12 protein-coding genes are annotated in these 10,787 nt (G+C 73.5%); 7 read left to right on the plus strand and 5 right to left on the minus strand.

Features of this window, described 5'->3' with window-relative positions; genetic code table 11:
• Positions 1-446 (minus strand): undecaprenyl diphosphate synthase family protein (locus MF406_RS18560; RefSeq protein WP_242898054.1); only part of this gene is annotated, 446 nt, incomplete at its 3' end.
• Positions 447-557: 111 nt separating this feature from the next.
• Between MF406_RS18560 and MF406_RS18565 the strand changes: the two genes are divergently transcribed.
• Together MF406_RS18565 and MF406_RS18570 are read left to right on the plus strand one after the other, a co-directional pair.
• Positions 558-1,643: an AIM24 family protein gene (locus MF406_RS18565; protein WP_242898055.1), complete on the plus strand. Its 1,086-nt coding sequence runs from the start codon at positions 558-560 to the stop codon at positions 1,641-1,643.
• 102 nt (positions 1,644-1,745) lie between these two features.
• On the plus strand, positions 1,746-2,486 hold the full coding sequence (locus MF406_RS18570) for a hemolysin III family protein (protein ID WP_242898056.1): 741 nt from the start codon (positions 1,746-1,748) through the stop codon (positions 2,484-2,486).
• Between the two features lie 34 nt (positions 2,487-2,520).
• Here MF406_RS18570 and MF406_RS18575 read toward each other — a convergent pair whose 3' ends face one another.
• Together MF406_RS18575 and rlmC are read right to left on the minus strand one after the other, a co-directional pair.
• Entirely contained in the window at positions 2,521-2,832 is a 312-nt protein-coding gene (locus MF406_RS18575; protein WP_242898057.1) for a GNAT family N-acetyltransferase, read from the minus strand.
• Complete coding sequence (gene rlmC, locus MF406_RS18580) at positions 2,829-4,004, minus strand: 23S rRNA (uracil(747)-C(5))-methyltransferase RlmC (protein WP_242898058.1); 1,176 nt, start codon at positions 4,002-4,004, stop codon at positions 2,829-2,831. The genes MF406_RS18575 and rlmC overlap by 4 nt, the downstream gene beginning before the upstream one ends.
• A 270-nt stretch (positions 4,005-4,274) precedes the next feature.
• On the opposite strand from rlmC, the gene MF406_RS18585 reads away from it, so the two are divergent.
• Positions 4,275-5,018 carry a hypothetical protein gene (locus MF406_RS18585; protein ID WP_242898059.1) on the plus strand — a complete coding sequence of 248 codons (744 nt, stop codon included), beginning with the start codon at positions 4,275-4,277 and terminating at the stop codon, positions 5,016-5,018.
• Between the two features lie 92 nt (positions 5,019-5,110).
• On the opposite strand, the gene MF406_RS18590 is transcribed toward MF406_RS18585, so the two are convergent.
• Positions 5,111-5,755, minus strand: coding sequence for a UdgX family uracil-DNA binding protein (locus MF406_RS18590; RefSeq protein WP_242898060.1), 645 nt, complete (start codon positions 5,753-5,755; stop codon positions 5,111-5,113).
• Positions 5,756-5,856: 101 nt separating this feature from the next.
• Between MF406_RS18590 and MF406_RS18595 the strand changes: the two genes are divergently transcribed.
• Positions 5,857-6,198, plus strand: coding sequence for a DUF3140 domain-containing protein (locus MF406_RS18595; protein ID WP_256463969.1), 342 nt, complete (start codon positions 5,857-5,859; stop codon positions 6,196-6,198).
• A 20-nt stretch (positions 6,199-6,218) separates the two neighbouring features.
• Here MF406_RS18595 and MF406_RS18600 read toward each other — a convergent pair whose 3' ends face one another.
• Positions 6,219-6,956 carry a BTAD domain-containing putative transcriptional regulator gene (locus MF406_RS18600; protein WP_242898061.1) on the minus strand — a complete coding sequence of 246 codons (738 nt, stop codon included), beginning with the start codon at positions 6,954-6,956 and terminating at the stop codon, positions 6,219-6,221.
• Positions 6,957-7,236: 280 nt separating this feature from the next.
• On the opposite strand from MF406_RS18600, the gene MF406_RS18605 reads away from it, so the two are divergent.
• The 3 genes from MF406_RS18605 to cydB form a co-directional block, all read left to right on the plus strand.
• Positions 7,237-8,235 carry a manganese catalase family protein gene (locus MF406_RS18605; RefSeq protein ID WP_242898062.1) on the plus strand — a complete coding sequence of 333 codons (999 nt, stop codon included), beginning with the start codon at positions 7,237-7,239 and terminating at the stop codon, positions 8,233-8,235.
• Positions 8,163-9,686: a cytochrome ubiquinol oxidase subunit I gene (locus MF406_RS18610; RefSeq protein ID WP_242898063.1), complete on the plus strand. Its 1,524-nt coding sequence runs from the start codon at positions 8,163-8,165 to the stop codon at positions 9,684-9,686. Before MF406_RS18605 ends, MF406_RS18610 begins: the two co-directional genes overlap by 73 nt.
• A 47-nt stretch (positions 9,687-9,733) precedes the next feature.
• Positions 9,734-10,787 (plus strand): cytochrome d ubiquinol oxidase subunit II (gene cydB / locus MF406_RS18615; RefSeq protein ID WP_242898064.1); only part of this gene is annotated, 1,054 nt, incomplete at its 3' end.

Here is a 10,787-nt window from a genome sequence, read left to right on the forward strand (position 1 = left end):
ACGTTGACCAGCATCCCGTCGACCCCCGCGGTGGCCTCGGCGCCCGCCTTGAGCCGCTCGGCGGTGGCGTCGGGCAGCAGGTCGAGGGCGCCCACCGGGTTGAGCCGCCACCGCCGCTGGTCGGCGAGGCTGTCGACGGCGTCGGCGATGATCTCCAGCAGCGGGTCGAGCTCGTCGGCCGGCCGGTTGAGGTTGTCGGTCGAGAGCAGCCACAGGGTGACCACCTCGATGCCGATCTCCTCGCACCACGTCAGGAGCGGCTCGATGTTGGCCGCGCCCGCCCGGTGGCCGTGGGCGGTGTCGCGGCCGACCGCCTTCGCCCACCGCCGGTTGCCGTCGAGCATGACCCCGACGTGCTTGGGCAGGTTGTCGGGCATCCGGCGCAGGACCCGGGCCTCGTACGCCGGGTAGAGCACCCGCCGCACACCCCGTTTCCAGTCGACCACCCCCCAAGCCTAGCCGTGCGACCCGCTCCCCGAGACGCTTCCGGGGTGCTGGCGCGGGCTGACACCATGGGCCCCGCGCGACGACGCACCGACCGCAGAGAGAGGTACCTGATGACCGCCGCAGCCTGGCACCCCGACCCCACCGGCCGCCACGAGCTCCGCTACTGGGACGGCACCCAGTGGACCGAGCACGTCTCCGACGGCGGTGTGCAGTCGGTCTCGCCGCTCGCGCCCCCGGAGGAGCCCGGTGCCCACACCGGCACCCACGCGACCGAGCCGCAGGACGGCGACCGGCCCGCGCCCGACCAGCCCGCCGACCAGCCGGTCGGCGACGGCGACGCCTGGGTGGGCGAGACCCGGGTCGTCGGCGACCAGCCGGGGCACGAGGCCGAGCAACCGGCGTTCGGGGAGGCGCCCCCCGCGGTGGCGCCGGTGGCTGCCCAGCCGGCGGGCGCGCCGTACGGCGGGATGCCGGGCCGCGGCCTGCCGGGCGGTGGGGCCGGTGGCGTGCTCGGGGGCACCGCCGGCATCTCCGGCGACCTGATCGACGGCCGGTTCTCGGAGAAGGAGACCGGACCCGGCCCGGCGCTCCAGAACAGCAGGCTGCTGCGCGTCCGGATGACCGAGCCGTTCATGGCCCGCCAGGGCGCGATGGTCGCCTACCAGGGCCAGGTGTCCTTCGCCTACCAGGGCGGCGGCGCCGCGAAGTTCTTCAAGAAGGCGCTCACCGGCGAGGGGCTGCCGCTGATGCGGGTCGAGGGCCAGGGCGACGTGTTCCTCGCCGAGGGCGCGCGGCACGTGCACGTCCTCCACCTCAACGGCAGCGGGATCTCGGTCAACGGTGCCAACGTGCTCGCGTTCTCCGCCGGGCTCGACTGGAACATCGAGCGGGTGAAGGGCGGCAGCATCGCCGCGGGCGGCCTCTTCAACACCGCGCTCCGCGGCACCGGCTGGGTGGCGATCACGACCGACGGCGAGCCGGTCGTGCTCAACGCCGCGGAGGCCCCGACGTTCGCCGACATGCAGGCGATCGTGGCCTGGTCGATCGACCTGCAGACCTCGATCCACTCCTCGTTCACCGCGGGAGCCCTCATCGGGCGCGGCTCGGGCGAGGCGTTCCAGGTGGCGTTCGGCGGCCACGGGTTCGTGATCGTGCAGCCGTCGGAGGGCGCGGTCGTCCCGCCCCACAACCACTGACGCCGGACCGGCCACGGCGCGGCGGGGCGGCCGCCGTACCGTGGCCGGGATCACCGTCCCGCGCGGGGCTGTCGCGCTGGGACCGCCGGATAGCCTGGGGCCATGACCCAGGCTTTCAACCACGCGAACTCCCGGGTCCGCGCGGGCCTGGACCACATCGGCGACCAGATCAGCGAGACCATCGCGGACGTCAAGCCCCGGCTCCGCGGGTGGCTGCACCTCGCGTCGACGCCGGTGATCCTGGCCGCGGGGATCGTCCTCGTCGCGATGTCGCCGACCGCGACGACCCGGATCGGGTCCGCGCTCTACGCCGGCACCGCGCTGCTGCTCTTCGGTGTCTCCGCGATCTACCACCGCGGCACCTGGTCGCCGAAGGTGTGGACGATCCTCAACCGGTTCGACCACTCCAACATCTTCCTGATGATCGCGGGGTCCTACACGCCGTTCAGCCTGATCCTGCTCGACGGCCTCGACCGGGTGCTGCTCCTGACGGTGGTGTGGACCGGGGCGCTGCTCGGCGTCGCGTTCAAGCTGTTCTGGCCCTCCGCTCCGCGGTGGCTGTCGGCGCCGATCTACATCGCGCTCGGCTGGGCGGCGATCTTCTTCATCCCCCACTTCTTCGACGGCGCGCTCGCCCTCGGCGTCGGCATCGGCGTCGCGGTCTTCGTGCTGATCATCGTCGGCGGGGCGCTCTACACCGTCGGCGGCGTGGTCTACGGGCTCCAGCGCCCCGACCCGTGGCCCCGGTACTTCGGGTTCCACGAGGTGTTCCACACCTTCACGATCCTGGCGTTCGTCGCCCACTACGTCGGCGTCTCCCTCGCGACGTACTCCCTGCGCTGACCCCCGAGAACCGGCCGCGGGGACCCGCAGGCGGTCAGTCGCGGGCGGTCGACGCGGGCACGTTGTGGAGCAGCGGGTAGTAGTCCTCGTGGCGCCGCATCCACGCCTTGATGAACGGGCACACCGGCAGCACCTTGCGCACGCCGGCGTCGCGCACGTCGTCGAGGGCGAACCGCGCGATGGCCGAGCCGACGCCCTGCCCCTCGAACCGAAAATCGACCTCGGTGTGGGTGAACACCACGAGCTCGTCGGTGAGCACGTACTCGGCGAAACCGGCGGTCGCGCCGTCCACCTGCGCGACGTACCGTCGCGTGGCGGGGTCGTGGGAGACGTCGATCTGGGTCACGGTCTGGTCCTTGCTGGTCGGGTGCGGGTGAGGAGGACGAGGACCTCGAGGTGGGAGGTCTGGGGGAACATGTCGAGCACCCGGGCCCGCACCGGCCGGTAGGACGGCATCGCGGCGAGGTCGCGGGCGAGGGTGGTCGGGTTGCAGCTGGAGTAGATCAGGTGCGGGACGCCGGAGCGCTCCAGCCAGCCGGCCAGGTCGCCGCCCAGTCCCCGCCGCGGCGGGTTGACGACGACCAGGCCGGGCGGGTCCCCGAGGTCGTACGACGTCGCGTCGCCCACCACGAACCGCACCTGCTCCGGCGAGAGGCCGAGGTCGTCGCGCCCGCGCGCGGCGGCCGCCACGGCGTCGGCGCTGATCTCCACCCCGGTCACCCGGCGACCGGGCGCGGCGAGGTGCAGCGCGAACCCGCCGACCCCGCAGTAGAGGTCCCCCACGGTCGCCGGCGCCAGCTCGTCGACCCAGGCACGCGCCTGCCGGTAGAGGGCCGCGGCGACCTCGGTGTTGGTCTGGAAGAAGCTGCGCGGCCCCAGGTGGAGGGTGACCCCGTCGACCCGCATCGGCAGCGTCGCCTCGTCGGTGAGCACCACCTCGCGGTCGCCCTCGAGCACCGCCCGGTGCTCCGGCTGCACGTTGACCGTCACCACCCGCACCTGCGGGAGGGCGGCGCGCAGCCACGGCAGGTGCTTCTCGACCCGGGCGAGGTCGGCGGTCGACCGCAGCACCCACCGCACCATCAGCTCGCCGTCGGGCGACTCGGTCACGAGCAGGTGCTTGAGCTCACCCCTCCGCCCGACCGGGAGCGACGACCCGACGTCGTAGGGCTGCAGGCCGGCCCGCTCCACGAACCCGGCCAGCACCGGGAGCGCCGCGACGATCCCCGGCGTGTGGAGGGCGCAGTGGCGCAGGTCGACGCCGCCGTCGGGCCCGAGGATGCCCAGCGTCGGCTCCGCGGCGGTCCCGCCGACCACCATCTTGGCCTTGTTGCGGAAGCCCTCCGGCCGGCTGGCCACCGGGGGCAGCCAGGTCAGTCCCGGCCGGTCGACGAGGGCCCGGACGGCCTCCTGCTTGGCCGCGAGCTGCTCGTCGTACGACCGGCCCAGCCAGGCGCACGACCGGCAGACGCCGGCGTCCCAGTAGCGGCAGTCGAGCACGTGCGGCGGGGCGGTCATGACCGCGCCAGCGTACGTCGCCCCGCCCTCCGCCCCCTCTTCCCCGCCGACCCGTCGCATCTCTGCACGCTCAACGGCCCGACCCGTCGCATCTCTGCACGATTCAACGCCCCGACCCGTCACATCTCTGCAGCCCGACGTCGCCGACCCGTCACATCTCTGCACGCGCGAGCGCAGAGATGCGACGGGTCGAGGCCGGTTCGGCGCAGAGATGGGCCGGGTCGGTCGTTTTCGACGAGCCGCCCCGACGGGTGGCCCTAGGCTGCCGCCGTGGCGGCGGGACTCGAGAAGGTGCAGGCCGAGCCCGTGCTGGCCACGGTGCGGCGGCTGCGGGAGCGGATCGCCGCGCGCTTCCCCGGCCGCGGCCTGCTCCGGGTGGCCGACGAGCTCGAGGCGCTGGTGGCCGCCGTGGCGTCGTCGACGGCCTCGGTCCGCGACCGGCGGTCGTGGCTGCGCCCGCTGTCGCGGCTCGGGATCGTCGCGGTCGTGGTCGTCACCGGCGCGGTGCTCGCGATGGCGGCCCGGTCGGCGGCGACCGATGCGCCGGACGACGGCCTCCAGTGGCTGCCGCTGCTCGAGAGCGCGGTCAACGACCTGGTCTTCGCGGCGATCGCGATCTGGTTCCTCGCCTCGGTCCCCGAGCGACTGCAGCGCTCGCGGCTGCTCGGCCTGCTCCACCGGCTGCGCTCGCTCGCCCACATCGTCGACATGCACCAGCTCACCAAGGACCCTGAGCGCCTTCGCCCGTCGTTCCGGCCGACGGCGGCCAGCGTGGCGATGGACCTCGACCGCCGGGAGCTGGAGCACTACCTCGACTACTGCTCCGAGCTGCTCAGCCTGATCGGCAAGGCCGCCGCGCTGTGCGCCGAGGAGTCCCGGGACGGCCTCGTCCTCGAGACGGTGAGCACGGTCGAGAACCTCACCGTGTCGCTGGAGCGGAAGGTGTGGCAGAAGATCTCGGTGCTCAACGCCGCCCGTGACCGCGGCCAGCCGCCGATCGCGCCCCAGTCCTAGGACCAGCTGCCGAGATGTGCCGGGTCGGCACCCTCCAGCTGCCGAGATGTGCCGGGTCGGCACCGTCCAGCTGCAGAGATGCGACGGGTCGGCTAGAGCTCGGCGGCGGCGACGCGCAGGTCGTCGACGAGTGCGGCGTACGCCGCCTCCCGGTCGTCGGTGCGGAGCACGGCGGAGGGGTGGGTGGTGGTGAGCACCCACGCCGGCCGGTGGTCGAGCGGCCGGCTCTCCGGCCACTCGATCAGCCGGCCGCGAGTCTCGCCGACCTTGAACGACGAGCCGTAGACCGCCTTGCCGGCGGTGCCGCCGAGCAGGACGACGCCGGTCGGGCGCACCAGCCGGAGCTCCGCGTCGAGCCACGGGCTGCACGCCTCGACGTGGGCCTTGTGCGGCGACTGGTGGATGCGGCGCTTGCCGCGCACGCCCTTCCAGCGGAAGTGCTTGACCACGTTGGTGCGGAACACGTCGTCGGGGTCGATGTCGGCGTCGCCGAGCGCCCGGTCGAGCAGCTTGCCGGCGGGGCCGACGAACGGCTCGCCCTCGACGTCCTCCCGGTCGCCCGGCTGCTCACCGAGCAGCACCAGGGGCGCGTCGGGCCGGCCCTCCCCCATCACGCCCTGGGTCGCGTCCCGGTAGAGCTCGCAGCCACGGCACTCCTGCACGGCGGACCGCAGGTCCGCCAGGGTCGGGTCGCTCGGCACCCACTGCTGGGCGCCCGGTCGCTCCTCACCGGCCACGCCGGCGTGGTACCCACCCGGGCCGATCCGACCGCGGGCGTATGACGTCCCGCTGCCCGCGGGTACCGGACGGGCGACGCACCCGACCCCGAGGAGGCACCGTGGCCACCAGCATCGTCGACGACGTGCTCTGGGAGAACTTCCACACCGTGGTCAACATGACGTCCCGCGAGCTGCGCGACTGGCTCGCCGTCCAGGGCGCCGGGGAGGAGACCGAGGAGCTGCCCGACCAGGCGGGGCCGCACCTCGGCCACCGGGTGCTGGAGATCCTCGGCAAGCGGCGCTCCGACCTCAACCCCGACGACGTCGACGTCATGCGGCGGGTCGTCGACAAGGTCGCCTCCCAGCGACGCGACGACCTCGAGCCCACCGCCGGCGACGACCGGTGGCGCCGCCGGCTGATGAACATCGGGCACGACCCCCTCAAGCCGCCCCGGGACTGAGGCCCCCAGGTCAGCGTGCGTCAGCGCACGTCCGCAGGCCGGTCGAGCAGCGGTCCGACCATCCGGTCGATCGCGGGTGACGGCGGCAGGCCGAGCTCGTCGGCGAGCAGCCGCCGGTAGCCGTCGTACTGCCGCAGCGCCTCGGCGAAGTTGCCCTCGGCGAGGTGCACCGCGATCACCGTGCGATGGGCGCTCTCGCGCAGCGGCTCCGAGCGCACCGCGCAGAGGCCGGCGGAGAGGGCGTCGGTGAAACGGCCCCGGTCGCAGGACTCCGCCGCGACCCGCTCCAGGGCGTGCAGCCGCAGCTGGCGGAACGACTCGCGCTCCATCACCAGCCACTCCTCGTCCCAGTCGGGCAGCAGGTCGTCCTCGAGCGTGAGCAGGTCCGGCACCGCCCCGGCGGGGCGCCCGTCCCCGCACACGCCGGCGGCGACCCGCTCGGACTCCCAGAGGTCGACCTCGACGTCCTCGTGCAGCTCGATCGTGGTGGCGTTGCCCCTGACCAGCGTCCGGCCGCGTGGCCGCGGCAGCCGCCACAGCACCGACCGCAGGGTCGACGTGCTCCGGCCGGGCGGGGCGTCCGGCCACAGCCGCTCGGCCACGCTCGTGCGCCGCGCGGGCCGGTGCCGGTGGAGCACGGCGAGGCACGCGAGCACCCGTTGACCGGCGTGGGGCACGTGCAGCGGCTCACCGCCGCAGCACGCCTGGAAGTCGCCCAGCACCTGCAGCCGCGGGCGGATCGACCCGGTTCCGGCCATCGGCACTTCCCCTCTGCCGTGCCTGGTTCCCCGGGCCGCGCTCTCGACCCGGAGGTCTTGCCCCGGCCGGCCCTCGGGCCGTCCGGCACAGAGGGACAGGTTCCCCCGCCGCAGCCCGGTATCCGGTCACCGCCCCGGGAGAAATCGGCTGCCGGTGACGCCGCTGCGACGGCTGCTGCGACGCGACGGCGTACGCCGGCACCCACGGCGGCGGCACGGGCGCTCGCCACCGTGGGCGGGGACGGGGCGACCAGCGCCCCCGACCACCACGGAGGCACTCGTGTTCCGACACACCAAGCAGCTGCAGTTCAACGCCAAGCCGGAGCGTCCGGACGCCCTCTTCGCGGGCAAGCTCCAGGAGCTCGTCGGCGGCCAGTTCGGCGAGATGACGGTGATGATGCAGTACCTGTGGCAGGGCTGGAACTGCCGCGTCCCCGGCAAGTACAAGGACATGATCCTCGACATCGGCACCGAGGAGATCGGGCACGTCGAGATGCTGTGCACGATGATGGCCCGGCTGCTCGAGGGCGCGCCGTCGGAGACCCAGGCCCAGGCCGCGGCCGCCAACCCGGCGCTCGCCGCCGTGCTCGGCGGGCAGAACGTGCAGCACGCCATCGTCAGCGGCGGCTCGGCGATGCCGACCAACAGCCAGGGCGTGCCGTGGAACGCCGGCTACATCGTCGCGAGCGGCAACCTGCTCGCCGACTTCCGGCACAACGTCGCCGCCGAGGCGCAGAGTACGCCGTCCACACCCCTCGGCGCCCGCAGGCAGGTCGTCGTCCGCGGCCGCGCCGCGGACGGAAAGTCCAGTGGGTACGTGCCGGGCAGGTGCACCGGCGCGCCGACGGACGGGCGACGCGCCGGCCAGGGGCTCGGCGTCACCGCGGCGGACGGCCCCCTGCTGCAGCGCGCTCGCCCGGGTGGCGAGGCGGCGCGAGGTGGGCCCGTGCCTGGGTGGTCGCGACATCGTCGGACCGAAGAGCGGGGTGTGGAGCTGCTCTCCAGCCATAGAGAAGTATCGCACAGGGCGGCCGCCCGGGCGGGGAGGGCACGCGGCGTAGGCGCGGGGAGCCCCGCCCCGGCCGGTCCTGACGGCGTGTCATCTCCCGGGACGTTGGTCCCGGGGCCCGCGCCGACCGGCTCCTACGTTGGACGGAGCACCAGCCGCGGCCCGCCCGCGGCACCAGCACGTCCCGAAGGGCGACCATGGAGACCCTCGACCTGGCCCGGTGGCAGTTCGGCATCACGACCGTCTACCACTTCGTCCTCGTCCCGCTGACCATCGGGCTGTCGCCCCTGGTGGCGATCATGCAGACCGCCTGGGTGCGCACCGGCAACGAGCGCTGGCACCGGCTGACCAAGCTCTTCGGCAAGATCCTGCTGATCAACTTCGCCCTCGGCGTGGCCACCGGCATCGTCCAGGAGTTCCAGTTCGGGATGAACTGGTCGGAGTACTCCCGCTTCGTCGGGGACATCTTCGGCGCCCCGCTCGCCATCGAGGCCCTGGCCGCCTTCTTCCTGGAGTCCACCTTCCTGGGCCTGTGGATCTTCGGCGAGGGCCGGCTGCCGCGGTGGCTGCACACGGCCTGCATCTGGCTGGTGGCGATCGGCACCAACCTGTCCGCGTACTGGATCCTCGCGGCGAACTCCTGGATGCAGCACCCGGTCGGCGCCGTGTTCAACCCCGAGACCGGCCGGGCCGAGCTGGACGGCGTCGGCGGCTTCCTGGAGGTGATGACCAACAACACCCTGCTCGCCGCCTACGCCCACACGGTCACCTCCGCCTTCCTCGTCGGCGGGACGTTCGTCGCCGGCGTGTCCGGCTGGTGGCTGGTGCGCTCGGTCCGCGCGGGCCGGGAGCGGGAGGCCCGCACGGTCTGGCGGGCCGGGGCCTACGTGGGGCTGGTCACCATGGTGATCGCCGGGGCCGGCGTCGCGATCAGCGGCGACGTGCAGGGCAAGCTCATGTACGTCCAGCAGCCGGCGAAGATGTCCGCCGCGGAGGCCCTGTGCGAGGGCGAGGAGTCCGCCGGCTTCTCCCTGCTGACCGTCGGGGACCTCACCGGGGACTGCTCCAGCGTGCGCCACCTCATCCAGATCCCCGGGCTGACGTCCTACCTCGGCACCGGCTCGTTCAGCGGCCCGGAGAGCTACCTGCCGGGGGTGAACGACGTCCAGGAGGAGTACACCGAGCGCTACGCCGACCAGTTCGGCACCGACGTGGACTACTCGCCCAACCTCGCCGTCACCTACTGGACGTTCCGGCTGATGATCGGCCTGGGGATGCTCTCCCTGGTGCTCGCCGCGGCCGGGCTGTGGCTGCTCCGCGGCGGCCGGGTCACCGGCCGGCCCTGGTTCGGCCGGCTCAGCCTGGCGGTCCTGCCGCTGCCGTTCCTCGGGGCCTCCTTCGGCTGGATCTTCACCGAGATGGGCCGCCAGCCCTGGGTGGTCCACCCCAACCCCGCCAGCCCGGTCGACCAGGTGTACCTGCTCACCCAGGACGGGGTGTCCACGGTGGTCGACGCCGGGTCGGTGATCACCTCCCTGGTCACCTTCACCCTGCTGTACGCCGCGCTGGGGGTGGTCTGGTTCCGGCTGGTCCGCCGCTACGTGCGCCAGGGGGTCGAGCCGCTGCCCGACGACGCCGGCGAGGACGACGGCGACGGCGGCCGGCCGCCGTCGGCCAGCAAGGCCGAGACCGCCGAGCCGGTGCTGTCCTTCGCCTACTGACCCCCGAGCCGCCCGCCGCGCCGTCCCGAGACCTGGAGAGCCTCCCCATGGACCTGCCCACCCTGTGGTTCCTGCTCATCGCCGTGCTGTGGACCGGCTACCTCGTGCTCGAGGGCTTCGACTTCGGCGTCGGCATGCTGCTGCGCCCGCTGGCCCGCGACGAGCAGGAGCGCCGGGTCATGCTGCGCAGCATCGGCCCGGTCTGGGACGGCAACGAGGTGTGGCTGATCACCGCCGGCGGCGCCACCTTCGCCGCGTTCCCGGAGTGGTACGCGACCATGTTCTCCGGCTTCTACCTGCCGCTGCTGGTCATCCTGCTGGCGCTGATCGTGCGGATCTGCGCCATCGAGTGGCGGGCGAAGATCAACGACCAGACCTGGCGGGACCGGTGGGACTGGGCGCACACCTTCGGCGCCTGGGTGCCGGCGGTGCTGTGGGGGGTGGCCTTCGCCAACCTGGTCCAGGGCATGGAGATCGAGGTGGTGGACGGCAGCCACCAGCTCGTCGGCGGGCTCTTCTCGCTGCTGACCCCCTTCACCCTGCTCGGCGGGGCGATGACCGCGACCGTCTTCCTGACCCACGGCGCGGTCTTCCTGGCCCTGAAGACCGACGGGGAGATCCGCCACCGCGCCGGCGTGCTGGCGCAGCGGCTGTCGGTGCTCAGTCTCGCCGTCGCCGGCACCTGGGCGGTGTGGGCGCAGGTCGCGTTCGCCGAGCGGGCCTGGACCTGGGCCGCGGTGGTGGTGGCCGCCGGCGCCCTGGTCGGGGTCGTCGTCGCCACCCGCGAGCGGCGCGAGGGCTGGGCGTTCGCGCTCAACGCGGTGGCGATCGTGGCCGCCGTCGTGCTCATCTTCGGCAGCATGTTCCCGGACGTCATGCCGTCCTCGCTGGACCCGGCGTGGTCCCTGACCGTCACCGAGGCGTCCTCCACGACGGCGACGCTGACCGTGATGAGCGTGGTCGCGCTGCTCTTCGTGCCGGTGGTGCTGGCCTACCAGGGCTGGACGTACTGGGTGTTCCGCAAGCGCCTGGTCGCCGACCCGGCCGGCGGCGACGCGGGGCTGGACCCGAAGGCGCCGGCGTTCGTCGGCGCGGCGGGCG

It is taken from the genome of Georgenia sp. TF02-10 (assembly GCF_022759505.1).
Taxonomy (GTDB): Bacteria; Actinomycetota; Actinomycetes; order Actinomycetales; family Actinomycetaceae; genus TF02-10.

What these genes read in the sequence shown, in the direction of transcription:
- MF406_RS18565 (WP_242898055.1), top strand. Translation starts at nt 558, where the DNA reads ATGACCGCCGCAGCCTGGCACCCCGACCCCACCGGCCGCCACGAGCTC.
- MF406_RS18570 (WP_242898056.1), top strand. Translation starts at nt 1,746, where the DNA reads ATGACCCAGGCTTTCAACCACGCGAACTCCCGGGTCCGCGCGGGCCTG.
- rlmC (WP_242898058.1), bottom strand. Translation starts at nt 4,004, where the DNA reads ATGACCGCCCCGCCGCACGTGCTCGACTGCCGCTACTGGGACGCCGGC.
- MF406_RS18600 (WP_242898061.1), bottom strand. Translation starts at nt 6,956, where the DNA reads ATGGCCGGAACCGGGTCGATCCGCCCGCGGCTGCAGGTGCTGGGCGAC.
- MF406_RS18610 (WP_242898063.1), top strand. Translation starts at nt 8,163, where the DNA reads ATGGAGACCCTCGACCTGGCCCGGTGGCAGTTCGGCATCACGACCGTC.